This window comes from Ornithinimicrobium faecis (assembly GCF_023923225.1).
Lineage (GTDB): Bacteria > Actinomycetota > Actinomycetes > Actinomycetales > Dermatophilaceae > Ornithinicoccus > Ornithinicoccus faecis.
The window spans coordinates 2,108,794-2,134,294 of the sequence record NZ_CP099489.1; the positions used below are offsets into that span (position 1 = coordinate 2,108,794).

General features: G+C 69.2%; 22 protein-coding genes. 13 read left to right on the forward strand and 9 right to left on the reverse strand.

Features of this window, described 5'->3' with window-relative positions:
- Positions 1 to 10 precede the first annotated feature (10 nt).
- Positions 11 to 367: an ArsC/Spx/MgsR family protein gene (locus tag NF556_RS09740; protein ID WP_252595433.1), complete on the reverse strand. Its 357-nt coding sequence runs from the start codon at positions 365 to 367 to the stop codon at positions 11 to 13.
- 162 nt (positions 368 to 529) lie between these two features.
- Here NF556_RS09740 and NF556_RS09745 point away from each other — a divergent pair, with 162 nt between their 5' ends.
- Both NF556_RS09745 and NF556_RS09750 read left to right on the forward strand, forming a co-directional pair.
- Positions 530 to 697 (forward strand): hypothetical protein, encoded by a 168-nt coding sequence (locus tag NF556_RS09745; protein ID WP_252595434.1) that lies wholly within the window; start codon positions 530 to 532, stop codon positions 695 to 697.
- A gap of 50 nt (positions 698 to 747) precedes the next feature.
- Entirely contained in the window at positions 748 to 1,404 is a 657-nt protein-coding gene (locus tag NF556_RS09750; protein ID WP_252595435.1) for an HAD family hydrolase, read from the forward strand.
- Between the two features lie 89 nt (positions 1,405 to 1,493).
- Here the strand turns inward: NF556_RS09750 and NF556_RS09755 are convergent, their stop codons facing one another.
- Both NF556_RS09755 and NF556_RS09760 read right to left on the reverse strand, forming a co-directional pair.
- Positions 1,494 to 3,368, reverse strand: a complete 1,875-nt coding sequence (locus NF556_RS09755; protein ID WP_252595436.1) for an ABC transporter ATP-binding protein — start codon at positions 3,366 to 3,368, stop codon at positions 1,494 to 1,496.
- Positions 3,365 to 5,092: an ABC transporter transmembrane domain-containing protein gene (locus NF556_RS09760; protein ID WP_252595437.1), complete on the reverse strand. Its 1,728-nt coding sequence runs from the start codon at positions 5,090 to 5,092 to the stop codon at positions 3,365 to 3,367. The genes NF556_RS09755 and NF556_RS09760 overlap by 4 nt, the downstream gene beginning before the upstream one ends.
- A 113-nt stretch (positions 5,093 to 5,205) precedes the next feature.
- Between NF556_RS09760 and NF556_RS09765 the strand changes: the two genes are divergently transcribed.
- Positions 5,206 to 6,360, forward strand: coding sequence for an AI-2E family transporter (locus NF556_RS09765; protein ID WP_252595438.1), 1,155 nt, complete (start codon positions 5,206 to 5,208; stop codon positions 6,358 to 6,360).
- Positions 6,361 to 6,363: 3 nt separating this feature from the next.
- Here the strand turns inward: NF556_RS09765 and NF556_RS09770 are convergent, their stop codons facing one another.
- Positions 6,364 to 7,662: an Nramp family divalent metal transporter gene (locus tag NF556_RS09770; protein WP_252595439.1), complete on the reverse strand. Its 1,299-nt coding sequence runs from the start codon at positions 7,660 to 7,662 to the stop codon at positions 6,364 to 6,366.
- A gap of 164 nt (positions 7,663 to 7,826) precedes the next feature.
- Here NF556_RS09770 and NF556_RS09775 point away from each other — a divergent pair, with 164 nt between their 5' ends.
- The 8 genes from NF556_RS09775 to NF556_RS09810 all read left to right on the forward strand — a co-directional run bounded on the left by NF556_RS09775 (position 7,827) and on the right by NF556_RS09810 (position 19,286).
- Positions 7,827 to 8,489: an HAD-IA family hydrolase gene (locus tag NF556_RS09775; RefSeq protein WP_252595440.1), complete on the forward strand. Its 663-nt coding sequence runs from the start codon at positions 7,827 to 7,829 to the stop codon at positions 8,487 to 8,489.
- Between the two features lie 103 nt (positions 8,490 to 8,592).
- On the forward strand, positions 8,593 to 10,143 hold the full coding sequence (locus NF556_RS09780) for a Re/Si-specific NAD(P)(+) transhydrogenase subunit alpha (protein ID WP_252595441.1): 1,551 nt from the start codon (positions 8,593 to 8,595) through the stop codon (positions 10,141 to 10,143).
- Complete coding sequence (gene pntB / locus NF556_RS09785; protein WP_252595442.1) at positions 10,140 to 11,531, forward strand: Re/Si-specific NAD(P)(+) transhydrogenase subunit beta; 1,392 nt, start codon at positions 10,140 to 10,142, stop codon at positions 11,529 to 11,531. Before NF556_RS09780 ends, pntB begins: the two co-directional genes overlap by 4 nt.
- 203 nt (positions 11,532 to 11,734) lie before the next feature.
- Positions 11,735 to 12,562, forward strand: coding sequence for an isocitrate lyase/PEP mutase family protein (locus tag NF556_RS09790; protein ID WP_252595443.1), 828 nt, complete (start codon positions 11,735 to 11,737; stop codon positions 12,560 to 12,562).
- A gap of 87 nt (positions 12,563 to 12,649) precedes the next feature.
- Positions 12,650 to 13,513 carry an SDR family oxidoreductase gene (locus tag NF556_RS09795; protein ID WP_252595444.1) on the forward strand — a complete coding sequence of 288 codons (864 nt, stop codon included), beginning with the start codon at positions 12,650 to 12,652 and terminating at the stop codon, positions 13,511 to 13,513.
- A 65-nt stretch (positions 13,514 to 13,578) separates the two neighbouring features.
- Complete coding sequence (locus tag NF556_RS09800) at positions 13,579 to 17,451, forward strand: Pls/PosA family non-ribosomal peptide synthetase (protein ID WP_252595445.1); 3,873 nt, start codon at positions 13,579 to 13,581, stop codon at positions 17,449 to 17,451.
- Positions 17,448 to 18,743 (forward strand): M1 family metallopeptidase, encoded by a 1,296-nt coding sequence (locus NF556_RS09805; RefSeq protein ID WP_252595446.1) that lies wholly within the window; start codon positions 17,448 to 17,450, stop codon positions 18,741 to 18,743. Before NF556_RS09800 ends, NF556_RS09805 begins: the two co-directional genes overlap by 4 nt.
- A gap of 111 nt (positions 18,744 to 18,854) precedes the next feature.
- On the forward strand, positions 18,855 to 19,286 hold the full coding sequence (locus tag NF556_RS09810) for an SAM-dependent methyltransferase (protein WP_252595447.1): 432 nt from the start codon (positions 18,855 to 18,857) through the stop codon (positions 19,284 to 19,286).
- A 6-nt stretch (positions 19,287 to 19,292) separates the two neighbouring features.
- Here NF556_RS09810 and NF556_RS09815 read toward each other — a convergent pair whose 3' ends face one another.
- Both NF556_RS09815 and NF556_RS09820 read right to left on the reverse strand, forming a co-directional pair.
- Positions 19,293 to 19,664, reverse strand: a complete 372-nt coding sequence (locus tag NF556_RS09815; protein ID WP_252595448.1) for a hypothetical protein — start codon at positions 19,662 to 19,664, stop codon at positions 19,293 to 19,295.
- 44 nt (positions 19,665 to 19,708) lie between these two features.
- A complete protein-coding gene (locus NF556_RS09820) occupies positions 19,709 to 20,407 on the reverse strand; it encodes a hypothetical protein (protein ID WP_252595449.1) in 699 nt (232 codons plus the stop codon).
- 204 nt (positions 20,408 to 20,611) lie between these two features.
- On the opposite strand from NF556_RS09820, the gene NF556_RS09825 reads away from it, so the two are divergent.
- The gene (locus NF556_RS09825; RefSeq protein ID WP_252595450.1) at positions 20,612 to 20,989 is read left to right on the forward strand and encodes a hypothetical protein; all 378 of its coding nucleotides are present in this window, start codon (positions 20,612 to 20,614) and stop codon (positions 20,987 to 20,989) included.
- 126 nt (positions 20,990 to 21,115) lie between these two features.
- Here NF556_RS09825 and NF556_RS09830 read toward each other — a convergent pair whose 3' ends face one another.
- Together NF556_RS09830 and NF556_RS09835 are read right to left on the reverse strand one after the other, a co-directional pair.
- Positions 21,116 to 22,738 carry an LLM class flavin-dependent oxidoreductase gene (locus NF556_RS09830; protein WP_252595451.1) on the reverse strand — a complete coding sequence of 541 codons (1,623 nt, stop codon included), beginning with the start codon at positions 22,736 to 22,738 and terminating at the stop codon, positions 21,116 to 21,118.
- A gap of 71 nt (positions 22,739 to 22,809) precedes the next feature.
- Positions 22,810 to 23,286: a VOC family protein gene (locus tag NF556_RS09835; protein WP_252595452.1), complete on the reverse strand. Its 477-nt coding sequence runs from the start codon at positions 23,284 to 23,286 to the stop codon at positions 22,810 to 22,812.
- Positions 23,287 to 23,313: 27 nt separating this feature from the next.
- On the opposite strand from NF556_RS09835, the gene NF556_RS09840 reads away from it, so the two are divergent.
- Positions 23,314 to 24,186, forward strand: a complete 873-nt coding sequence (locus NF556_RS09840; RefSeq protein WP_252595453.1) for an AraC family transcriptional regulator — start codon at positions 23,314 to 23,316, stop codon at positions 24,184 to 24,186.
- Here NF556_RS09840 and NF556_RS09845 read toward each other — a convergent pair.
- Positions 24,183 to 25,469, reverse strand: a complete 1,287-nt coding sequence (locus tag NF556_RS09845) for an MFS transporter (RefSeq protein ID WP_252595454.1) — start codon at positions 25,467 to 25,469, stop codon at positions 24,183 to 24,185. The two genes, NF556_RS09840 and NF556_RS09845, sit on opposite strands and share 4 nt — an antisense overlap.
- Positions 25,470 to 25,501: the final 32 nt, after the last annotated feature.

Genomic DNA, 25,501 nt, shown 5'->3' on the forward strand with positions numbered 1-25,501 from the left:
CCAGCGCGCATCAGTCGGCCAGAAAGGCGGGCACCCGATCCTTGGGGCGGCCGATGATCGCCCGGTCGCCCCTGACCAGCACCGGTCGTTGCATCAGTTTGGGGTGCTCGGTCAACACGGCCACCACCTGATCTGCGGTGGCGACATCGTCGTCGGTGAGAGCGAGGGCGGCAAAGGTCGCGTCCCGCCGCACCAGGTCGGTGGCCGGGTCCTCCAGCTTGCGGATGAGGTCGTGGAGCTGGTCCGCGTTCAGCGGCGTGGTCAGATAACGGACCACGTCAGCGTCGATGCCAACCGCTTCGACCTGCTCGAGGGCAGCGCGCGAGGTCGAACAGCGAGGATTGTGCAGGAGCATCACGTCAGCCATGCCCAGGACGCTATCGGAGCGGCGCTTCGGGTGTGACTCTGGCCTCATCACGGCGTTTCTGGGAATCTCCTGAACTGGCAGTCCGTTCTCGAGGTGAGCGTCTGGCGCCGGTGCCGCTGCTGACGCTCTCGTTGTGTTCACACCCTGCTCAAGGAATCGCAGATGCCGCGCATCACCCTGTCCCGCCGCCCCTCCGACGTCGACGCCACCCGCGCCACCCGCCCCACGCGGCGCGAGCGTCGCGAGACCCGCCAGCTGTTCTCCCAGATCTCCACCCGGCCGCAGAACGTGCGCAACGAGTTGCTGGAGATGGCCTCGCGCTCCAACTGAGCCGACACACCACCTGACCGACGGGACCAATGTCCCCTAGGGTCGGGCGGATGAGCCACGCCGAAGAGTCCGTGCACGCCGAGATCCGTCGTCGCGCCGCGGCGGCAGTTGCCGTTGTCTTCGACCTTGACGGGGTGGTCCGTGAGTTCGGTCCGGCCACGACTCAGACGGTCGCGGCCGAGGTGGGACTGGAGCCCCAGGAGTTCCTGGCCCTGGCCTTCGCCGAGGACCTGCTGGAGCCCGTGATCACCGGGCGGCGGACCTTTGCTGCCTGGTGCGGCCTGATCCGTGACGAGCTTGTGGCCCGCGGGGCTGCAGCCGCGACGGCGGAGGGGGCCGTGCGGAGCTGGGTCGCCGACCGTGGCACACCGGTCGCGGAGACGGTCGCCCTGATGGCTGAGCTCCAGGCCAGCGGCACGGCGGTGTTCGTCTTCACCAACGGCACCGACAACATCCCTGCTGAGCTGCGCCAGATCGGCCTCGGACACCTGGTTGACGTGGTGCTGAACAGCGCCGTCCTGGGCTTTCGGAAGCCCCACCCCGAGGCGTATGCCGCGGCGCACGCCGCCCTGGAAGCTCACCTGAGGCGGTCCATCGACCGCCCCGACGTGCTGTTCACTGACGACCGGATCAGTAACGTCGAGGGTGCTGCCCGCTTCGGCTGGCAGGCGGTGCACTTCGATGCCGGTGTCGCCACGGACGTCTGAGGCCGGCACGCAGCTGGCCGCGAGGGGTCGTGCTGTCTGAGTCACTGCTCGTCGGGGTCACTGCTTGTCGAGGTCACTGCTTGTCGGGGTCACTGCTCCTGGTCGGGCCGTCCCAGGCTCCAGGCCCGCCACAACTGGGCATACGCGCCACCGTTCGCGAGCAACTGTTCGTGGCTGCCGTGCTCGACGATCCGTCCTTCTGAGACGAGGGCCACGGCATCCGCCCGCGCAGCCTGGTCCAGGCGGTGGGCGATCACGAGAGCAGTTCGTCCCCGGATGACGGCGTCGGAGGCCGCGTCCAGGATCGCGGCCCCGGCGCTCCCCGCCTCTGCCGTCGCCTCATCGAGCAGGGCAACGACCGGATCGAGCAGGTCGATGCGAGCGAGGGCCAGGTGCTGCCCCTGCAGGGGCGTCAGCTCGATCCCTGCCAGGCCGACGATCTGATCCAGGCCCTCGGGCAGGTCACGCACCCAGTCACCTGCGCCCACTCGATCGAGTGCCTCCCAGATCCGGTCGTCCTCGGCATCCTCCCGTGCCAGGGTGAGATTGTCGCGCAGGGTCCCGGCGAACACGTGGGTCTCCTGGGTGATCAGGCCGATCACTTGGGACCGGAGTTCGGGATCGAGCCCGGACAGGTCCTGACCGTCCAGCAGGACCTGGCCACCGTGCGGTGCCCGCAGACCCGCCACCACCCCGGCCAGGGTTGACTTGCCCGCGCCGGAGACCCCGACCACCGCCAGGGTGCGGCCGGGCTCGATCTGCAGAGTGACGTCCTCGATCGTTGGTCGCATCGCCGCCTCAAACGAGAAGGAGACGTCGCGCAGGGCGAGATGCCCGTCGGGCCGGCGAACTGGCGCTGCAGCGCTCGTCTGCCACGCGTCCCGGGTTTGCGACGGGTCCGGGCTCCGCGACGGGTCCGGGCTCCGCGACGGGTCCGGGCTCCACGACGGCTCCCGGGTCTGCGACAAGTCCCCCGTCTGCGCGGGCACCTGCAGCACTCCGCTGATGCGGCGCAGGGAGGCGGAGGCTGACTGCCACACGTCGACCACGAGGAGCAGTTGCCCGATGGGACCGAAGAGCCGGTGGAACAGGAGCACGGCAGCCGTCGTCATGCCCACCGTCCCCTGCCCCTCGCGCACCAGCCAGAACCCCACGCACAGCAGGGCCGACATGCCGATGAACTCGGCCAGGTTGAGGCGACCCCAGAAGATGTTGTTGATGATGCGCTCACGCATCGACCAGGTCACCACGGACCACGAGTGCAGGGCTGTTCGGGCTCGCTGCTGAGGTTCGAGCCGGAGTGCCCGCACCGTGGCCAGGCCGCGAAGGGACGAGAGCACCACCTCGGCGCGATCGGCCATGGCCGCGCGCTCTCGCGCGTAGATCTCGGGCGCCCGCGCCAGGTAGGACCGCACGGCGAAGACCTGGATCGGGAAGATCAGCAGCAGGGCCAGGGCAAAGCGCCAGTCCAGGGCACCGAGCCCCACGAAGGTGGCAGCGATCATGAAGGCAGCTGAGGCCACCGTCGGCAGCACCTCGTTGATCGCCGTCGAGACCTCGGCGACATCATCGGTCGCCCGCGAGATGGCATCGCCCGCGCCCGCATCCTCCACGACCGAGGCAGGCAGGCGCAGGAGCCGGTCCACCAGACGCTCGCGCAGCCGAGCCAGGGCCGTCTCCACCACGCGGACAGTCAGGACAGTGCCATAGGCCAACAGGATCGCGGCCACCACGGTGCCGACCGCCATCAGGAGCACCAATGGCCAGAGCTCGGTCAGGGTGCCGGACCGGTCCACGAGGTCGACGACTCTGCCCAGCGCGGTGGGTGTGATCAGGCCGGCGGCGGAGGCCGCGGACAGCACGAGGGCCGCCAGGACGAGTGGCCGCCGCTGGTCCTGCAGCACCTCACGCAGGGACGATCGGACCTCGCGCGGTGTGGCGATCGGGAACCGGAAGCTGCTCACCGCTGCCCCCCTGCGGTCGGAGACACGACCCGGTCGGCGTGGGAGATCCACGCGGGGGAGGCCGTGACGACCACGGTGGTGCGCCCCCGGCGCAGCTGCGTGACGGCAGCAGCGACGCGCTGCTCGGTCACCGAGTCCACGCCAGTGGTGGGGTCGAGCAGGACCAGGACCTGCGGCGCGGCGTGCAACACCCGGGCGAGTCCGACACGTTGCCGCTGCCCACCGGACAGTCGGGAGCCGGCCTCGCCCACCGGAGACGCCAGGCCGTCCGGAAGGGTGGCGACGACGTCGTCGCAGGAGGCAGCGGTCAGCGCCGGACGGGTCTGTGTCACCGCCGCTTCCAGGTCCGCCTCGCCCACCTCCTGCAGGAGCACGTTGCCCAGCAGTGACCCGGCGAACAGGTGCGGTTCGTGGGGTGCCACCAGGACCGTCTCGCGCAGGGCGTCAACGGTGAGGTCGGTGACGAGCACTGGGCTGCCGCGACCATCCAGCAGCTCGACGATCTCGTCCGGGCCGGGCTCACGGGTGCGTTCGAGGAGGGGGACCAGGCCAGTCGCGACCGTTGGATCAGGGGTGATCACGACGCTCTCACCGGGCTCGACCCGCAGCACGCCTCCCGGCAACCAGGGAGCGGTGAGACGCAGTCCCCAGGGGGCGCCGCCATCAGGCACAGGCCCGGCTGCCGGGGTGTCTCGGACAGCGTGCTCGGTGCGCAGGACGTCCAGCACCCGGCCAGCCGCCGCCACGCCGGGGTTCCAGTAGAAGCTGATCATCTGGGCGAGGGCGGCGATCGGCTCCATCACGAACTGGCTGATCATCACCACCGTGATGAGCTGACCGACGGAGATCTGATCGTCGAGTGCCATCCAGCCGGCCGCGCCGCCGACACCGACCACGAACAGACCACCGAGCACCGAGAGCCCTGCCATCGAGCGCTGCTGTGCCCCTGCAGTCAGGACCGCCCGCTCCCGAGACTGCTGCGAGAGCAGGCGATAACGACCCGAGGTGACGGTCTGGGCCCCGAGGCCCTTGATGATGCGCAGCCCCTGCATCAGGTCGGCCGCGCTCCCGGCCGCGTCGGCCACGGCGGCCTGCTGGGCCGCGACCCGACTGCGCAGGACCCCACCGAGCAGGTCACCGAGGAGGAGCACCACCAGGCTGCCGACCAGGACACCGACCCCGAGCGGCCACGAGACCGTCAGCAGGATGACGGCGCACACCGTGATGGCGGTGATCCGGGAGGGACCGTAGACACCGAGCCCGATGCTCCGGGACAGGATCGTGGTGTCGGCCGTCGACACGGATAGGTCCGCCCCGACGGAGCGACGCCGACCAGACGTGCCGTGGGGGGAGATCAGCCGATCGGTCACCATCATCCGCAGGTCGTGCTGCACCGAATGCATGCCCAGCCAGCCGATGCGTGATCCGAACCGAAAGGACATCGAGAGTCCGAGGAAGGTCAGCCCGAGCAACAGGATCCAGCGCAGCAGCGCGGGTCCGTCCGCGGCAGCGACCGCCTCGTCAACGGCCCGCCCGACGATGAAGGGGACCAGGGCCTCACCGGCTTGGTGCAGGCTGGTGAGGATTGAGGCCGGCACGACGTGCCGGGGTGAGGCCAGAATGGTCCGGATCGTGAGGCCGCGTGCCGTGGTGTCGGCGTCCACCCGGACCGAGCGGATAGCAGGCGGCGTGGCCGGCGCCTCGAACCAGACGGGGAGTCTCACCGAAATAGGATAGACAGGCGTTCGCTAAAGCGGTGGGTCGGGGCCGATCTCTGCCCAGGCTGGCCCCGACCAGCAGGGTCCAGGGCCCAGGCAGGCCCGGCTAGAGTTGGGCGGTGCGACAGCGGCGGAGGGGACAGCAGACCGAGGTGGACGCGCCGGCAGAGCCGACCGGTCCGCATACGACCACCGTCATCTTCGACCGGAGCAACATCTGGCGCATCGCCTGGACGGTCGTCACGGTCTTCGTGATCGTGCGTCTCCTGCTCTTTGTCCACCGCGACGGTGGGGGCGTGCTCGGCACGATCATCATGGCCTGGGCCGCCAGCCTGGCCCTCGAGCCCGCCGTGAGTCGCCTCACCCGGCACATGAAGCGCGGCTGGGCCACGCTCATCGTCCTGGTCGCCCTGATGGCGGCCGGTGCCGCCTTCCTCTATCTGTTCGGTGGCATGCTCGCTGAACAGATCACGATGTTCGTCCAGGGGATCCCCGGCTATGTCAACAGCCTCAACGAGCTGTTGTCGGAGTATGTCGACACCGACGGGCTGCTGGACAAGATCGGTGAGCCGCTGGACCTGGGAGCCGTGGCCTCCAGCGTCGCGGGCGGCGTGTTCAGCTTCGTCGCGAGCCTGGTCGGCAGCCTGTTCTCGGTCTTCACCTTCGCCTTCTTCGTCTACTACCTGACCGCAGACGGCCCCCGTCTGCGCACCTGGCTGGCCCGGCTCTTCCCTCCGGCCCAGCAGAGGGTCTTCGCGACCGTGTGGGACCTCGCGATCACCAAGACCGGCGGTTATGTCGCTGCGCGCCTGACTCTCGCCGTCTGCTCGGCGACGGCCACCGCGATCTTCCTGCTCATCATCGACATGCCCTACTGGTTGCCGCTGGGCATCTGGACCGGGGTCGTGGCCCAGTTCGTCCCGACCGTCGGCACCTACATCGCGATCGCGGTCCCGGTGTTCATCGGCCTGGTCGGCGAGAACCCGTGGCAGGGCGTGTTCGTGCTGGTCTTCGCCACGCTCTATCAGCAGGTTGAGAACCTGATCCTGGATCCCCGGATCAGCTCGAAGGCCGTGGAGGTGCACCCCGCCATCGCCTTCGGATCGGTCATGCTGGGGGTGGCCCTGTTCGGCGTGGCCGGCGCCTTCGTGGCCGTGCCGGCGGCAGCGCTGGGGGTGGCTCTCCTGGAGATCTACACCCGAAAGTACGACCTGCTGGCGGACGTCCGGGCCGACGTCGAGGCGGAGGAGACGACTGGTGACCGGCCGGGCTGACCGCTAGCCGATGACGTCCTGCAGGGCACTCCACAGCTGGTTGATGCCCAGAGCCAGGAAGAGCAGTGCGGTGATGCCGAGGGCGATGTTGGTGTGCAACCGGTTGGCCCACTCCTTGGGGATGCGGCGGCCGTTGAGCAGTCCGAGCAGTGTCAGGGCCAGGAACGGCATGAACAGTGAGCCCAGGACGCCATAGGCCAGGACCAGCCCGATCGGACGCCCCAGGAACAGCAGGATCATCGGCGGGAAGGTCAGCCACAGGATGTAGAACTTGAAGTACTTGCCCCCGACCCGGGTGTCCGGGTGGTCGGAGCCGACGCCGCGCATGTTGCCCCAGAAGTCGGCGAACATCAGGGACACGCCGTTCCAGACGCCGATGATCGAGGAGAAGGCTGCGGCCCAGAAACCGACGAGGAACATCGTGCCGATGAAGTCGCCATAGCGCTCGTTGAGCACCTCGCGCAGGTCGAGCAGCCCCTCGTCGCCGGCACTGATCGAGACGCCGGCGGCCTGCACGACCTCGGCGCCGACGACGAGCATCGAGAGCACGAAGATGCCGGTGAGGACATAGGCCATGGTGTTGTCGATGCGCATGACCCGCATCCACTTGGGGGTGTACCAGCCCTTCTCCCGCAACCAGTATCCGTAGGCCGCCAGGGTGATCGTGCCTCCGACACCGCCGGCCAGGGCGAGCGTGTAGATCAGGCCACCCTCGGGGATCATCGGCACCAGGCCCTTGATCATGTCCGGGAAGTTCGGGACGGCGATGATCGCGAGCGTCACGATGGTCACGAACATGATCCCGACCAGGGCTGCGGTGATCTTCTCGAAGACCGCATAGCGGTTGAACCACACCATCACGAACCCGGCCAGGCCCATGATGATCGCCCAGACGGTGAGGGGGACGGCCGGGAAGAGTGCTGCGAGCGGGAGCGCGGTCGAGCTCATCGCCGAGGCGCCGTAGACGAAGCCCCAGATGATGATGTAGGGCCCGAAGTACCACGTGGTCCAGCGGCCCAGGGTGCGCCAGCCCTCAAAGATCGTGTAGCCGGTGGCCAGCGTGTAACGGCCCGCGCCCTCCACCAGGATGATCTTGAGGATGACGCCCAGAATGACCGCCCAGAGCAGGCCGTAGCCATACCGGGAACCCGCCGCGAGCGTGGCCACCATGTCGGCGGCCCCAACGCCGGTGGCGGCGACCACCAGGCCCGGACCGACGATCTTCCAGCGGGGCACAGCCCCCTCGTCGTCGTCCACCCGCTCGCTGTGGCCGGTCTTGCGTCCGAAGTCGTCGGTGCTCATTGCGTCCTCCTCGTGCCCACCGGGTGTGGTGCACGGCGCCAGTGTGACGCAGCACGGCCGTCAACCGCTCGCAGTTGGCAGACCTGTGTCAGATCTTGGGGAGATCGTGGGGGAGCCTTGGGGTTTGTGGGGGCACCGGCAGTTCGCGCGCGGAGCCTGGGAGCATGGTGCCTGTGCGCGACATCACCTCAGAGCTCTTCGCAGCGGTCCTGTTCGACAACGACGGCACCCTGATCGACTCCCGTGCGGCTGTTGTGCGCTCCTGGCTTGCCTGGGCTGCTGATCACGGCGTGCCCCCGGAGAGCCTCATCGGCTTTCACGGTGTGCCCAGCAGCGGCATCGTTGCCTCGGTGGCCCCCCACCTGGACCCGGTGACGGCCACGACCGACATCGACCGGCGTGAGCTGGCGGACACCGAGGGCGTGGTCGCCCTGCCCGGCGCGGCCGAGGCAGTTGCCGCCGTGGGGTGGCGCGGCGCCATCGTCACGTCGGCGAGCCGGGCCCTGCTGACGGTGCGGTTGGGGGCGGCGGGTTTCACCGCCCCTGAGGTCCTGGTGACAGCAGACGACATCACCCGAGGCAAGCCCGATCCGGAGCCGTATCTGATCGGTGCAGAAAAGCTGGGGGTCGACCCGAGCCGGTGCCTCGTCATTGAAGACGCCCCGGCCGGACTCCGGTCCGGGCGCGCCGCCGGCGCGGCGACGGTGGCCGTGGTCACGACCAGCACGCGCGAGGAGCTCGAGCCACTCGCCGACCTGGTCGTCGAGGACCTCTCAGAGCTCGCCTTCGCCCTGAGTGACGACGGTGTGCGCGTGTCGCGGCGCTGATCTCACCGTCCCAGGCGATGCGCCAGTGGACTGACGGCGCCTGCTTGTAGGGTGCCAATCGGCTGGTCGCAGACACCGGCCACCCCGAGGCAAAGGAGCCCGCGTGCAGATCGGCGTCCCGCGTGAGTCGACCCCTGGCGAGACCCGTGTCGCTGCCACACCCCAGACCGCAGGTCGGCTGATTGCCCTGGGGCACACGGTGATTGTGCAGGCCGGGGCGGGGGAGCGGGCCAGTTATCCCGATGAGCAGTATGCCGAGGTGGGGGCTGCCATCGACCCCGGACCGGGGGTGTGGGGAGCCGACGTCGTGGTCACCATCGATGCCCCCGAGTCGGGTGAGCTGGACCAGATGCGGCCCGGTGCCTATCTGGCCGCCCAGCTCGGCCCGGCGCAACACACGGACCTGTTGGAGGACCTCGCCCAGCGCGGGGTCACCGCCCTGGCGATGGATGCGGTGCCCCGCATCTCTCGGGCGCAGTCCCTGGACGTTCTGTCGTCGATGACCAACCTGGGTGGCTATCGCGCGGTGATCGAGGCAGCCAACGCCTACGGCTCAGTGTTCACCGGACAGGTCACCGCTGCGGGCAATGTGCCGCCGGCCAAGGTCTTCGTCATCGGAGCGGGCGTGGCCGGCCTGGCGGCGATTGGCACGGCCAGCAGCCTGGGGGCCATCGTGCGGGCCACCGACATTCGCTTCGAGACGGCCGAGCAGGTCGAGTCGATGGGGGCGCACTTCGTGCCGATCACGGTGGAGGAGACGGCGTCCAGCTCGGACGGCTATGCCCAGGAGATGGGGGAGGATCTGCAGCGTCGCGCCCTGGAGGTCTATGCCCACGAGTGCGCCGAGGCTGACATCGTCATCACCACCGCACTGATCCCGGGTCGTCCCGCGCCGAGGCTGGTGACGGCGGACACGGTCGCCGCGATGCGGCCGGGCAGCGTGCTGGTCGACATGGCTGCCCGCAACGGCGGCAACTGTGAGCTCACCGAGCCGGGCGCCGTCATCACGCCGGGCAACGGTGTGACGATCGTGGGCTACACCGATCTCCCGGCGCGGCTGCCCACGCAGGCCTCGCAACTGTTCGGCACCAACATCGTCAACCTGATCGCGCTGCTCACCCCGGGCAAGGACGGGCAGATCGTGCTGGACCTGGAGGACGAGGTGCAGCGCGGCCTGACGGTCACCCACGAGCACCAGGTGCTGTGGCCGCCGCCACCGGTGTCCGTCTCCGCGACACCGCCGCCAGCGGCCGCAGAGGCGGAACCTCCAGGGGCTGAGCCGGAGCCGCAGAAGCCGAGGGACCCGCGACGAGGCTATGTCGCAATGGGGCTGGCCGCTGTCCTGTTTGCCCTAGTGGCCAGCGTGTCCCCGCCCTCCTTCCTGGGCCACTTCACGGTCTTCGCGCTGGCCGTGATCGTCGGCTTCTATGTGATCAACAATGTCTCGCACGCCCTGCACACCCCGCTGCTGGCCGAGACCAACGCGATCAGCGGCATCATCCTGGTCGGAGCCATCCTGCAGGTCGGCAACGAGGACCTGCTGGTCCGCAGCCTGGCGCTCGCGGCGACGATCGTGGCCAGCATCAACGTCTTCGGTGGGTTCGCCGTGACTGGTCGGATGCTGCGCATGTTCCGGCGGGAGGAGTCGGCGTGACCCTCAACCTGGTGCAGGCGGCCTACATCATCGCCGCTGTCCTGTTCGTGCTCTCCCTGGCGGGTCTGTCCCAGCACGAGACGGCACGGCGCGGCAATGTGTTCGGCATCATCGGCATGACGATCGCGCTCGGTGCCACGATCTGGCTGGCTGCGGAGCGGGCTGACAACCCTGCACTGACGCTGGCCCTGATCCTGGCCGCCATGGCGGTGGGCGCGAGCATCGGTCTCTGGCGGGCTCGGGTCGTGGAGATGACCGGCATGCCGCAACTGATCGCCATGCTGCACAGCTTCGTCGGCATCGCCGCCGTGCTCATCGGCTACAACGCCTACCTCGCACCAGGCCCGCTCACGGGTTCGGAGGAGACCATCCACCTGGTGGAGGTCTTCCTCGGGATCTTCATCGGTGCTGTGACCTTCACCGGGTCGGTGGTCGCGGCCCTGAAGCTGAGCGCCCGGATCAACTCCAACCCGCTGATGCTGCCGCACCGGCACCTGCTCAATCTGGTGGCGCTGCTGGCCTCCGCGGGCCTGCTGGTCTGGTTCGTCCTGAGTCACGCCCTGCTGCCACTGGTGGCGATGACCGTGATCGCGCTGGCCTTCGGATGGCACCTGGTCGCCTCCATCGGTGGCGGAGACATGCCGATCGTCGTCTCGATGCTCAACAGCTATTCGGGCTGGGCCGCCGCAGCCGCCGGCTTCCTGCTCGGCAACGACCTGCTGATTGTCACCGGCGCCCTCGTCGGATCCTCCGGTGCGATCCTGTCCTACCTGATGTGCCAGGGCATGAACCGCTCGTTCATCTCCGTCATCGCCGGAGGCTTTGGCACCGAGGGAGCCACCTTCGAGGGCGATCAGGACTACGGCGAGCACCGCGAGAGCAACGCGCCCGAGGTGGCCGAGTTGCTCCGAACAGCCAAGTCCGTGGTGATCACGCCCGGCTACGGCATGGCCGTGGCCCGCGCGCAGTATCCCGTCGCAGACCTGACCGCACGCCTGCGCAAGCAGGGCACCCAGGTGCGCTTCGGCATACATCCCGTGGCAGGGCGGTTGCCCGGCCACATGAACGTGCTGCTGGCCGAGGCCAAGGTGCCTTATGACATCGTGCTGGGCCTGGACGAGATCAACGACGACCTGCCGGACACCGACGTGGTGCTGGTCATCGGTGCCAACGACACCGTCAACCCGGCTGCCGTCGACGAGCCCGGCTCACCGATCGCGGGGATGCCGGTGCTCGAGGTGTGGAAGGCACGTGACGTCGTGGTGCTCAAGCGGTCGATGGCCAGCGGCTATGCGGGAGTGCAGAACCCGCTGTTCTTCAAGGACAACACCCGGATGCTCTTCGGCGACGCCAAGGATGTCGTCGAGGAGGTCGTCAAACTCCTCTAGACCCACGCCGCCCACCAGCGTGGAGGGTGTGAGCGACTGGGCGCGGCTCACCGTGCATTCAAACAGGTGACGTCGCGTGCCGTTGTGCAACGCTGCAGGTCAGGGGGCCGGGCTCCTCGGCGGTGAGCGACGTTACCTTTCTGGATGCACGTCATTGACTGATTCTCCTGTCCCCAGGGCCCCATCCTCGATAGCGTCGGAGGATGACTGCCTCCATCGCGAGTCCCGCCGATCGCTTCCTCGCGCTGCACCGACCGGGGGAGCCGCTCCTGCTGCCCAACGCCTGGGACGTCGGGTCGGCGCGGTTGTTTGCCTCGCTGGGCTTCTCTGCGCTGGCCACGACCAGCAGCGGTTTCGCGGCGACCCGCGGCCTTCTGGACGGACAGGTCGACCGTGAGGGCGTGCTGGCCCACGCCGCGGAGCTGGTGTCCGCCACGAGCCTGCCGGTCAGCGCCGACCTGGAGAACTGCTTCGCCGAGGACGCCGCCGGAGTGGCCGAGACGATCCGGCAGGCGGCCGCGGTCGGGCTGGCCGGGGCCTCGATCGAGGACTTCACCGGCGATCGTGACGCGCCGATCTATCCGCTCGACGTGGCGCGTGACCGGGTGGCCGCCGCGGCGGAGGTGTCTCGCAGTGCAGGATCACGTCTGGTGCTGACAGCCCGCGCGGAGAACCACCTCTATGGGCAGGGCGGTCTGGACGACACCATCCGCCGGTTGCAGACCTTTGCCGAGGTGGGGGCCGACGTGGTCTATGCGCCCGGGCTGACTGACCTGAGTGACATCCGCCGGGTTGTCTCGGAGGTCGGTGTGCCGGTGAATGTGCTCACCCGAGGTGGAGGACCCACTGTTGCCGAGTTGGCCGGGGCCGGAGTGGCCCGGATCTCGGTGGGTGGCGCGCTCGCCATTGTCGGTCTGGCCGCAGTGGCCGAGGCGGCTCGCGAGCTGCTCGAGCAGGGGACGGTCGGTTTCACCGAGCGCGCCCAGGAGGGCGCCGCCGTGGCACAAGCCGCCTTCGGTGACGGGAGTTGACGGTGGACGAGAAAGCACGGTGAACGGGAATGCACCGTGACGCGATGTTGTTGATCGATTAACTAATTCTGATCGAGAGGCACTGACATGGCAATCGTGGTCACTGGCGCAACCGGACACTTTGGACGACTCGTGGTCGAGTCCCTGCTCGAGCGGGGCGTTCCCGCAGGGGACATCCTTGCCACCGGCCGGTCCACGGAGCGACTGACGGAGCTGCAGGCGCGCGGGGTGCGCACGGCCGTCCTGGACTTCGATGCACCGGCCGACGGTGTGCTCAGCGCTGGCGACGTCCTGCTCCTGGTCTCCGCCAGCGAGGTGGGTCAGCGTGCGCGGCAGCACCAGAATGTGATCGACGCGGCGGTCCGTGCGGGCGTGTCCACCATTGCCTACACCAGCCTGCTCGATGCCGCCGAGAGCGACCTGATCCTCGCGCCGGAGCACAAGGTCACGGAGGAGGCCCTTCAGGCATCCGGGCTCCCGGTCACCATCCTGCGCAACGGGTGGTACACCGAGAACTTCGAGCCCGCGCTCGCCCAGGCGCAAGCGACCGGAGCCGTGCTCGGGAGCACCGCCGGGGGACGCATCTCTGCTGCCCCGCGAGCCGATTTCGCCGAGGCAGCCGCCGTGGTCCTCACCACCGAGGGCCACCAGGGCAAGGTCTATGAGTTGGCTGGCGACAACTCGTTCACCCTGGACGACCTGGCGACCGCCTTCGGGGACGTGCTCAACACCGAGGTCTCGCACCGGGACGTGGACGCCGACACGCACCGCGAGATGCTGGCCGCCGCAGGTCTGGCCGACGGGCTGGTCGGCTTTCTGGTCGCCGTCGACCAGAGCACGGCGCAGGGCGCGCTCGAGAGCTCATCAACGGACCTGTCCCAGCTCATCGGGCGCCCGACCGAGCCGCTGGCCACTACGGTCCAGGGCTGGAGCCCTTCTCGCGCCGCCTAGAGACCGGCCATCCACACGGGCCGTGTTGACATCTGTTGTTTACCCAGGAAAGGGACACTCCACCCGTGACCGAGTCCGTCCACGACATCCCCGGTGTCTTCCTGGCAGGTGAGCGTGCTGCAGCGCCGCGCACCCTGGTCGACATCTTTGAGCGCACGGTCGAGGAGGCCCCCGACGCGATCGGCCTCGACAGCGGCGCTCAGACCCTGACCTATGGCGAGTTCCTGGAGGCGGCCGAGGCCCTGGCGGCACGACTCGCGGAGGCAGGCGTCGGTCGCGGGGCCCGCGTCGGGGTGCGGATCAAGTCCGGCACCACCGACCTCTACGTCGCCATCGTGGGGACGTTGTTGGCCGGTGCCGCCTATGTCCCCGTGGACGCGGACGACCCGGAAGAGCGGGCGCGGGTGGTCTTCACCGAGGCCGGCGTGGCGGCAGTCCTCGGCAATGACCTGAGCATCAGCGTGCGCGAGGGCGCGACGATGGGGCATCCGGGGGAGCGGGCGCAGCCAGACGACGACGCGTGGATCATCTTCACCTCCGGGTCGACCGGCACGCCCAAGGGTGTGGCTGTGACCCACCGCAATGCCGCTGCTTTCGTGGACGCGGAGTCGCGGATGTTCCTGCAGGACGAGCCGATTGGCCCGCAGGATCGGGTCATGGCGGGGCTCTCCGTCGCCTTCGATGCCAGCTGCGAGGAGATGTGGCTGGCCTGGGCCTATGGAGCGGCCCTGGTGCCCGCCCCCCGATCGTTGGTGCGCTCTGGTGTCGACGTCGGGCCCTGGTTGGTGGCCAACGACATCACGGTCGTCTCGACCGTGCCGACGCTGGTCGCGCTCTGGCCCGCCTCGTCCCTGGACCAGGTCCGCCTGCTCATCATGGGCGGCGAGGCCTGCCCCACCGAGCTCGCAGCCCGGCTGCAGGCACCTGGGCGAGAGGTCTGGAACACCTACGGCCCCACCGAGGCCACCGTCGTGGCCTGCGGGGCCATCCTGGACGGCACCGACCCCGTCCGCATCGGGCTGCCACTTGACGGCTGGGACCTCGCGGTCGTCGACCAGGACGGTCACCCGGTCGCCGAGGGCGCCTCGGGGGAGCTGATCATCGGCGGCGTCGGTCTCGCGCGCTATCTCGACCCGGCCAAGGACGCCGAAAAATACGCTCCGATGCCAACGCTGGGGTGGGAGCGCGCCTACCGCTCGGGAGACGTGGTGGTCAACGACCCCGCGGGCCTGCTGTTCGCCGGTCGCGCGGACGACCAGATCAAGCTCGGTGGCCGCCGCATCGAGCTGGGCGAGATCGACGGTCAGCTGCTGCGCCTGCCGGGTGTTGCCGGAGCGGCAGCAGCGGTGCGCACGACGAAGTCCGGCAATCAGTTGCTCGTCGGCTATCTCGCGGTCGATGACACCTATGACTCGGAGACCGCCCTCGCCTTGCTCCGCGAGCGCATGCCGGCCGCCCTGGTGCCGCGCCTGGCCGTGGTGGACGACCTGCCGACCAAGACCTCCGGCAAGGTCGATCGCGACGCCCTGCCCTGGCCACTGACCAGGACGGGCACGGGACCCAAGGGTCTGAGCGAGCTGCAGCTGTGGATCGGTGAGATCTGGGCTGACGTGCTCGGCGCCGAGGTGACCACACCCAAGGACGACTTCTTCGACTTCGGCGGCGGCTCCCTGACTGCCGCGCAGACCGTGGGGCGACTGCGCGAGCAGTACCCCGAGGTGGCCGTCGGCGATCTCTATCGCAATCCGCGTCTCGGTGCGCTGGCAACCGCGCTGGAGAACCTCGGCCCGGGCCCGGCAAAGTCGGACCGCACCGTCCCACCGATCCCACCGAAGACGCAGATCGGCCAACTGCTCGCCCTGCTCCCACTGCGCACGCTGGCCGCCGGCCGTTGGCTCGCCTGGGTGCTCCTGCTGAGCACCCTGGCCAGCGCGACCCTCGGACTCGACTGGCTGCCGAGCTTCCCGCTGTGGCTGGTCATCGCGACCGGCCTCATCTTCCTGGTCCCACCGGTGCGGATGGCCCTCGCGGCCCTGCTGATTCGCGGCACCCTGCGTGGAGTGCGTCCAGGGTCGTGGCCGCGCGGCGGCAAGGTGCACCTGCGCGTCTGGCTCGCGGCGCGGATCCAGGACGAGCTGGCGGCCGTGTCGACCGCCGGTGCGCCCTGGCTGCAGTGGTATGCCCGGTTGCTCGGGGCCAAGATCCGCCCCGACGTTGACCTGCACGCCCTGCCGCCGGTCACCGGCATGCTCGAGATCGGCACCGGTGCCTCGGTCGAGCCCGAGGTGGATCTCACTGGCTATTGGATCGATGGCGACCTCGTGCACATCCACCCCATCCGGATCGGTGCCCACGCCCGGATCGGTGCGCGCAGCACGCTCAGCCCTGGTGCCCGCGTGCGCCCGAGGTCGGTCATCGCACCGGGCTCGCTGGTGTTCGGGGAGGTGCCGGCGGGGCAGACCTGGTCCGGCGCGCCGGCCGAGCGGGTCTCGGAGACGGCGCGCGGTCCCTGGTCGGAGGAGCGGCCACCCAAGGGCCGGGTCTGGTGGCTCGGTTATGCCCTGGCCGGCATCCTGGTGGCCGGGCTGCCGGGCCTGGCCTCGCTCGCGGGTGCGGCGGTTCTGTGGCCAGCGGTGCAGGACGCGGACACCTGGGGCGAGGCCCTGCGGGCCGGTCTCCCGTGGCTGCCGGTCGCCGCACTGCTGGGGTATGCCGTGCTGGGACTGCTCGTGCTCGTCCTGGTCCGTCTGTGCGGGCTGGGTCTGCAGGCTGGCTTCTATCCGACCCGCTCGGCCTCCGGCCTGCGGATCTGGCTCACCTTCCGGGTGCTCGACGAGGCCCGCACCTGGCTGTTCCCCTACTACGCCGGAGCGATCACCCCCCTCTGGCTGCGGCTGCTGGGAGCCCGCGTCGGCAAGGGGGTGGAGGCCTCGACGGTGTTGCTGCTGCCCAAGTTTGCGCACATCAACGACCACGCGTTCCTCGCCGACGACACCCTGATCGGCTGCTACGAGCTGGGTGGCGGGTGGATCCGGGTTGAGCACGTCAAGATCGGCAAGCGTGCCTTCGTCGGCAACTCCGGCATGGTCTCGGCCGGGCGCAAGGTGCCGCGCGAGTCGTTGGTCGCGGTGCTCTCGGCCGCCCCGCAGCGCAAGAGCATCAAGAAGGGCTCCTCGTGGCTCGGCAGCCCGCCGACCAAGCTGCGACGTGCCGCCGAGGAGGTCGACTCCAGCCGCACCTACGACCCGCCGACCCGGTTGAAGGTCTATCGCGGGATCGTCGAGACCTGCCGGCTGGTGGTCCTGCTGCTCCAGGTCGCGCTGCACGTCGCGGTGGGCGCCGTGCTCCTGGTGCTGCTCGCCTGGCACCCGCTGGCGGCCTTCGCCCTCGGCGGGGTGGTGCTGATCGGTGCCGGCGTCCTGGCTGCCCTGCTCACGGTGGCCGCGAAGTGGTCACTGGTGGGACGGCATACGACGCAGGACCACCCACTCTGGTCCGGTTTCGTCTGGCGCAACGAGCTCGCCGACACCTTCACCGAGGTCCTGGCCGCGCCGTGGTTCGCCTCGGTGACCCAGGGCACCGTGGCGCTCAACGTGTGGCTGCGGATGCTCGGTGCGCAGATCGGTCGCGGCGTCTGGTGTGACAGCTACTGGTTGCCGGAGACCGACCTGGTCCACCTCGGCGACGGCTCGACCGTCAACCATGGCTGCGTGGTGCAGACCCACCTGTTCCACGACCGGGTGCTGAGCATGGACCGGGTCACCCTGCGCAAGGGCGCCACGCTCGGACCCAACAGCGTGATCCTGCCCGCGGCCACCATCGGCCGGCACGCCACCATCGGCCCCGCGTCCCTGGTCATGCGCGGAGAGTCGGTACCCTCCCAGACGCGGTGGATCGGCAATCCGATCGGGCCCTGGGAGCAGGAGGAGGAACAGTGAGAGGTGCCGATCCCTACATTTCCGGGCACGGGGACCTGCGGTATGCCGTGGAGCACTACGACCTGTTCCTCACCTACGGGTTGCCGAGCAACAAGCTCGACGGCACGGCGGTGATCACGGCTCGTGCGCTGGAGCCGCTCACGCAGGTGGTCCTGGACCTGCGGCTCAAGCCGCTCAAGGTCACCGTCGAGGGGCGGCGGGTGACCCGGCACAAGCACCTGGTCGGCAAACTCACCATCACCCTGGCCGAGCAGGTGGCTGCGGGCGAGGAGTTCACCGTCACCGTGAAGTTCTCGGGCAACCCCAAGCCGATTGCCAAGCGCGGGCAGGACTCGGCCGGTTGGGAAGAGCTCGAGGACGGGGTCATCGTGGCCTCGCAACCACATGGCGCGCCGTCCTGGTTCCCGTGCAACGACCGCCCGTCGGACAAAGCGACCTACGAGCTGACGCTGGTCACGGCCGCGGACTATCACGTGGAGTTCAGTGGCGAGCCGGTGTCTGTGCGGCGCCGGGGCGCCAACCGCATCTGGACCTTCGCGCAGACCGAGCCGATCTCGCCCTATCTCGCCACGGTGCAGATCGGTCGTTACACCGTGATCGAGCAAAAGGCGGTCGTGCCGCTGCGCGTCGTGGGGCCGGCGAACATCAGACGCAACGGGTTCTCTGCCTCATTCGGCAAGCAGCCCGAGATGATCAAGCTCTTCGTGGACCGGTTCGGGCCCTATCCGTTCAGCGGCTACACCGCCGTGATCACCGACGACGATCTCGAGATCCCCCTGGAGTCGGCCTCGCTGTCGACCTTCGGTCGCAACTTCGCCTCGGGGGAGTGGGAGTCGGTGCGCCTCGTCGCCCACGAGATGGCGCACCAGTGGTTCGGCAACGCGGTGACCGTCGCGGAGTGGAAGGACATCTGGCTGCACGAGGGCTTTGCCTGCTATGCCGAGTGGCTGTGGTCTGAGGAGAGCGGTCACCAGACCGCCGCGCACTGGGCCAACCATCACCACGGCATACTCGCTGGTCAGTCGCAGAAGGCGCCGCTGAGCGACCCCGGCGCCGCCCTGATGTTTGAGGACTGGGTCTACAAGCGCGGGGCGCTGACCCTGCACGCGCTGCGCACCGAGGTCGGCGATGAGGCCTTCTTTGGGGTCCTGCGCTCCTGGGTGGCCGCCAACCGTGGCGGCTCGGTCACCACGGAGCAGTTCGTCGCGCACTGCTCACTGGAGCTCGGCCGCGACCTGTCCGCGTGGTTCACCCCCTGGCTGGACGAGAAGCCCCTCCCGCCCCTCCCGTAAAAAGATAGAGGTTTCGCACGCCCTGCCCGTCTTTTCGTAGAGGTTTCGCACGCGCGCTGCCCGTGCTTCGTAGCGGTTTCGCACGCCGGCGCCGTCTGCTTCACTGGGGGCGTGGCCGCAGGACTCTCCCCCCGCCTCGCCGCCATCGTTGACGCCCTGCCCCTGCGACCAGGCCTGCGGGTCCTGGAGATCGGTGGAGCGCCGGGCGTTGCTGCTCGGGCCGTGGCCGCGCGGATCGGTCCGGGTGGTCACATCCTGGTGATCGACAGGTCAGCCACCGGCGTGGCCAAGACTGAGCGACTCGCAGCACGTGAGATCGGAAGCGGCCTGCTCAGCACCAGGTGCGTGGCCGTTGAGGACTTCGAGTGCCTCGGCGACGAAGGGCGCTTCGACCTCGCTTTCGCGGTCCGCGTCGGCGCCCTGGACGGGAGGCACCCGCGCGCCGGTGAGCTCGCCCTGCCCCGGATCAGGGCGGCGCTGGTGCCGGGTGGGACTTTGCTGGTCGACGGGGGTGATCCACTGGGTGAGATCCCACTGGACTGACGGGACTCAGGTGTCCTTGCGCCTGCCGCGAATCAGGACACAGAGCCCGCCGAGGCCGAAGAAGATGGCGCCGAGAATGCAGACGATCAGAACCGAGCTCGCAGGGAAGCGGGCGTAGGTCACTGATGCCGGGTCAGTGATTGCAAAGAAGGCACCCAGCGCGCAGGCAACCCCCAGGAAGGCCGAGGCCGCGCCGATCGTGCGGAAGAAGCCGTCCTTGGTGATGTTGGCGTGCTGCACCGTCAGCAGCACCAGCAGCCCCCCGCCGAAGAAGAGCCCGCCGATCACCGCGATGGGCCGCGAGCCTGGGTCGACCACCCACAAGAAGATGCAGGCGATGACCAAGGCCGCGGCCCCGAGGACTGCTGGCGTCGGCACGGTGAGACCTCCTGGATCGCTTCACATGACGAGCCAGTGTGCCATCAGCCGCAGTGATACCAGTCAGACATGTAGGACGCGTCATCCATGTCGGAGCCGTAGTCATGACCGTTGACCTGTCCGTACATCGCGGTGCACTTGCCGTTGACATCGTTGAGGAAGGAGCCGCCGGCGTAGCTGTAGTAGTGGCCCTCGTCGTAGCGCCAGCGGTTCTCGCCACCACCAAAGTTGTCGTCATCGACCCAGATGGACGCGTCGGTGAAGGTCGCGTCACCGTCGAGGTAGTTGTGCGTGATCACGCAGTTCTGACCGCCGGAGCCAGCCGTCGAGGAATACCAGAGCTCGACACGACCGATCGTGGTGCCATAGCCATTGACCAGGTCCTCGCTCTCCAGCAGCGTGCCCACGCACGCGTCGCGGATCCCTCCGTCGACGCCTTGTGGTGTGCCCGTCCCCTCGAGTGCACCCGTGCTCATGGGAACACCGCCCATCATGTCGGTCTTGCTGGCCCCGTCGGCCCCCGTCTCGCTGGTGCCAGCCTCGGTGGCACCGGCGCTAGTCAGGGACGCCGGTGCAGCGTCAGTGAGGGCTGACCGCATCTCCTCCATGCCGCCGGCCACCGCACTGCGCAGCAAGTCCACGGTGTCGGCCTCGGGACCGGCCGCACTGGCTGCCCCCACCCCCGCGGTGGCCAACAGCGCCCCCGCTGCCATCGTGCCCAGGACTGTCGAGAACTTCTTCATCAGATGTCTCCTTCGTCGAGTGGGGCGATGTTGCTCCTTCCGAATCCCCCTGATCCGGTTGCTCAACACGACGAGACGCCGCCTGCCGAGAATTGCGGACTTTGCCCAAAATTTGCGCAACCTTTGGGTGCTCCCGCACGTGCTTGACCCGCGGGAAGGCAAATCTGGTTGCCTTCCCCGGGCCGCTCAGCCATCCTCGGTGACATGACCAACAGCTCGTATGCCGACAGTTGGGTGCCCGTGCATCGCGACGACGGGGAGCTGATCGGGTTTGTGGCGCAGGACGCGACAGGGTGGCGTCCCCTGACCGTCTTCGGTCACCCGATCGCTGCTGCCCGGGGTCAGGAGAGCGCACTGGACCGGGACAGCGCCGAGGACCGGTTGCACGCCGTGGGCATGAGTTATCTCGCCGAGAGGTGGGAGGTGCGTGATGGCGCTGACTGGATCAGCGCCCAGCTCGTGGAGGCCTCGCCGGCCGGCGTCACGGTGCAGCTGGTCGACTTCTTTGACCACGCCGACCGCTATGGCGAGCGGCAGAGGCTGACAGCACCGGTCGAGGAGGACCAGCTGCGACTGGCCTGACTCCACCCATGCGCTCGGTGGGATCAGTGAGGACAACACCATGCGCTCGGTTGGGGTGATTTTTCGGTCGCCCGCGCGCTCGGTGGGGTGATTTTTCGCGCGCCCGCGCGCTCGGTCGCTGTGGGGTCAGGCTTGGCCGCGGTAGAACCCGACGCGGGCCAGCGGCTCGACCAGCTGGTCCTCCTCGTAGGACAGGTGGGAGAGCAGCGTGTCGCTGAGGGCGTTGACGGCGTCGTCCAGGGCGGTGAAGTCGTCTGGCGTGGAGACGAACTGCACCAGGGCGCGGTCGACGGACTCGATGACGTCGTGGATCACGATGTGCTCCTGCTCGAGGCGGTCCAGCACCGGTGTCAGCTCCTTCTCGACCGATCGCAGGTGCGGGAAGACCGAGGTGTCCTCCAGGCTGTGGTGCGAGGTGACGGTGGTGCAATAGCGCGAGCAGTAGGCACCGAGCGTCCAGTTGTTCTGCTTCATCGTCATCTCGTTGAGGGAGGACCGCGCCGAGCCCACGTCGAGGGTGCTGGCCTTGACCTGGTCGATGATCGAGCGCACCTGCGCGAGCTCGTCACGCAGCATGTCGTGGACGTCGATGAGGTGCTTGCCCATCTGCGCCCCGCGAGCGGTGTAGGTCACCTCCGGCCCGGACTCGGCGCGACGCGGTCGGGTCGACTCGTCCCACGGCATCGAGTCGCCGAGGCGGGTGCCGTCGTCCGGGGTCGGGTGCACGCCGAGGCGGTCGTACTGCGCCTGAGCCGCTGGCGCCGGACCGCCAGGCTCAGTGGTGGTGACGATCTGACCGTCCGCGTCGCTCTCCGGTGCCGCACCGGGGGTGACGGCGGGGGAGACCTGCGTGTCGGCAGACTGCCGCTCGGCGGCGACCAGCTCGCGGACCGCCGGCGCGACCTCCTGGCCGAAGACCTGGATCGCGTTGGGGTCGTCGGCGGCCAGGATGAAGGTGCCGATGCCGTGGCCCAGGGCCAGCTCGGCGAGGCGCTCCACCCAGGCGTCGGTGCCGCCGCGAGGAGGGCTGATGTTGAGCAGCCGGCGGACGTCGCGGGGGTCGCGGCCAGCGCCATCTGCCGCCTCGTCGATGATCTCGTTGCCGACGCGCAGGTCGTCGTCGGACTTCAGATAGCCCTCGGAGGGCAGCCAACCGTCGGCGAGCCGGCCGGTGACTCGCAGCATGCGGGGCTTGTAGGCACCCAGCCAGATGCCCATGTCATGCGCTGGTGCGGGGCCTCGCTTGGCGCCGACCACGTGGTGGAACTCGCCGTCCACGCGCAGCACCGAGGTGTCACCCGCCGCCCAGATGCTGCGGATGACCGCGATGGCTTCCTGCAGCGCCCGCACGGACTCGCCAGGGGTGAGCCGGTCGGCGCCCATGGCGACCATCGCGTCCCAGAAGGCCCCGGTGCCCAGGCCCAGCTCGACCCGGCCGTTGCTGAGCAGGTCAAGGCTGGCGGCGGAGCGGGCCAGCACGGCGGGTTGCCGCAGGGGCAGGTTGGCGACGTTGGGCGCCAGGTGCACCCGCTCAGTGCGGGCCGCGACATAACTGAGCAGTGTCCAGGTGTCCAGGAAACCGGGCTGATAGGGGTGGTCCTGGAAGGTCACCAGGTCCAGCCCCGCCGCCTCGCTCAGCTGGGCGAGCGTCACCGCCTGCTGCGGCTGCTGGTTCGTCGGGGTGTGGAAGGTGCCGAACTGCAGGTCATGGCCATAGTCAGTGCGGGGCGTTGGGGTCTGCGAGGTCACATCGGTCCCAACGTCGTCAGCCGACCCGTTTAGTCCCAGCTGCCGTTGTCACAGCCGACGTCAAGGATGGATCACTCCGCCATGGAAGCTCCCCAGGCATCCAGGGCCGCCTGGATCTGCTGGTCGGTGCGGTGCTCAGTGCGGCACATGATCGTCCAGCGGACGCCGAACGGGTCCTGGATCGAGCCGAACCGGTCGCCGGTCACCTCGAAGTCCGCGGGCTCCTCGCGCACCCGCGCTCCGCGCTCGCGGGCCAGCTCGACCGTCGCGTCGACGTCGGGCACGTAGATGGCCAGGCTGAAGGTGACGTCGTCGGAGGTCGGGTCGCTGGCCACGGCATGGAACTGGTCGCCCGGATCCATCACCTGCAGGCGTCCGGCCGCCAGCTGGAGCTCAGCGTGCAGCACGGACCCGCCAGGGCCGTCCATACGCGAGGTCACGCTCGCGCCGAAGACCTGCGTGTAGAAGTCGATCGCCTCGCTCGCGGGGGAGACCACGAGCATCGGGCTGAGGGTGGAGTAACCGTCGGGCGTGTAGTTCGTCGTCATGTCACCCATCGTCACTAGGCTCGAGGGGTGGCGCTTGTAGATCTGCGACAGGTCTATCCGGGTCGGCCCAGGGGAGTGCTCTGGCCGGCGGCCGGTCAGGACGTCTTCTCGGTGGACCGTGAGGAGGACATCCCCGAGCCTCTCTCACTCGTCGTGCGCCACCTGTGGAGCGTCACCTGGCGTCACCCGGGTCCGGGGGGCCACCGCTCCAGCGTGCTGACCAACCCCATCGTGCACCTCACGTTCGAGGACGCAGAGGGCGGCGAGCTGCATGGTCACCGCGTGCCAGCGGCCCTGGTGCACGGCCTGGTGAGCCGCGTCTTCAGCGTCGATCTGCCGGTGGCCGGACGCGTCACCGGTGTGGCCTTCCACGCCGGTGGACTGGCTGCGCTCCTTGGCGTCGGGATGCAGGAACTCACCGACCGCGTCGTCCCCGCCACGGAGCTGTTCGAGGAGACCGTCACCCGGCTTGCCGGCCAGGTGCTGGCCGAGCCTGATGAGGCGGCCCGTCGCCGACTGGTCCTGGACCACCTCGGTGAGCTGCTCGCACCGGAACGTGACCGGGTGGCTGGCGACTCGGCATACGCCATGGTGCGGGAGGCGGAGAGGTTGATGCGGTCCCGGGAGTTGGTGACGCTGGGGCCGATCGCCCAGCAGTTGAGTGTCTCGACGCGCACTCTGCAGCGGATGTTTGCTCACTCTGTCGGTGCCTCCCCGCTGTGGGTGCTGCGCCGCTATCGGTTGCAGGATGCAGCCACCGCGATCGATGCCGGGGAGGGCACTGATCTGGCCGGACTCGCGGTGTCGCTGGGGTTCGCCGACCAGGCCCACTTCACGCGGGCCTTCACCCAGGTGATCGGGGTGTCGCCCTCGCGTTATCGCGCGGGCGAGCGGCCCTAGCCCCGGCGACCTGCGGTGAGCGTGTAGGCGCCCAGGCTCAGGGCGACCAGGGCGCCGAGACCACCGAGCCAGTCATAGCCGAAATATTGCACGACCACGCCTGCCAGTGCTCCGGCGGCCGCGGCGGACAGGCCCATCGTCAGGTCCGAGGCGCCCTGCACCGAGGCACGGTCCTGCACCGAGGAGCCACCGGCGATCAGACCGGAGCCGGCAACCATCGTGCACGACCAGCCCAGGCCCAGCAGGAAGAGCGCCGCCAGCAGACCGAGTGACCAGCCGGCCTGCGACAGGGCCGCCAGCACGCACGCGGTCACCTGGATCACCACCCCGGCCAGGATCACCGGACGGGCCCCCCAGCGGTCGGTCAGGTAACCGGCGACGGGAGAGAGGCCATACATGCCCAGGATGTGCATCGAGATGACGAAGCCGATCACCTCGACCTCGGCGTGGCCGTGGGCCATGTGGATCGGTGTCATCACCATGACCGAGACCATCACGATGTGCCCGCCGGTGACCGCCAGTGTGCCAAGGAGGATGGTGGGGGAGGCCAGGATGACGCGCAGCCCGTGGGCCATCGAGCCACGCTGTCGGACACGCGGTCCCGTCGGAGTGCCGTGGTCAGCGAGGGCTCGTGCGGTCAGCAGGGGGTCGGGTCTCAGCGCCAGACTGACGACCAGGGCAGCGAGCAGGAAGCCTGCGGCGCTGAACAACCAGGCACCGGCGAGCGGCGGGATGCCCAGGCTCGAGGCGAGGGCCTGGCCCGGGCCGAGGATGTTGGGTCCCAGCACGGACCCGATCGTGGTGGCCCAGACGACGAAGCTCAGGTGTCGCCCGCGCCGCGAGGGCGGGGCGAGGTCGACGGCGGCATAGCGGGCCTGGCTGTTGGCCGTCGACGACGCGCCGAAGAGCGCCGTGCCGAGCAGCAGCAGCCAGAAGCTGCCGAGGACGGCCGCCGTGATGGCCAGGGCGGCGCCGACGGTGCCGATCAGATAGGCGGTGACCAGCCCCACGCGCCGGCCGCGTGCCGCCATCAGGGCCGCGATCGGGATGGTGATCAGGGCACCGCCGAGCACCTGGGAGGTGTTGGCCAGGCCAGACAGGTCGTCCCGGCCGCTGATCTCGGCGGCCATCAGCGCGGCCACCGCGATCCCGCTGGCCACCCCGACGCCACCGAGGACCTGGCTGGACATCAGAGTGCCCACGGTGCGGGTCTGGAGGGCGTGGATCTCGGGCGGCAGGGGCGGCGCTGGGGTGCTCCCAGTCTGATCGCCAGGGTGTGTCACCGGGACAGTCTGTCAGGGTGCTTGGTGTCAGG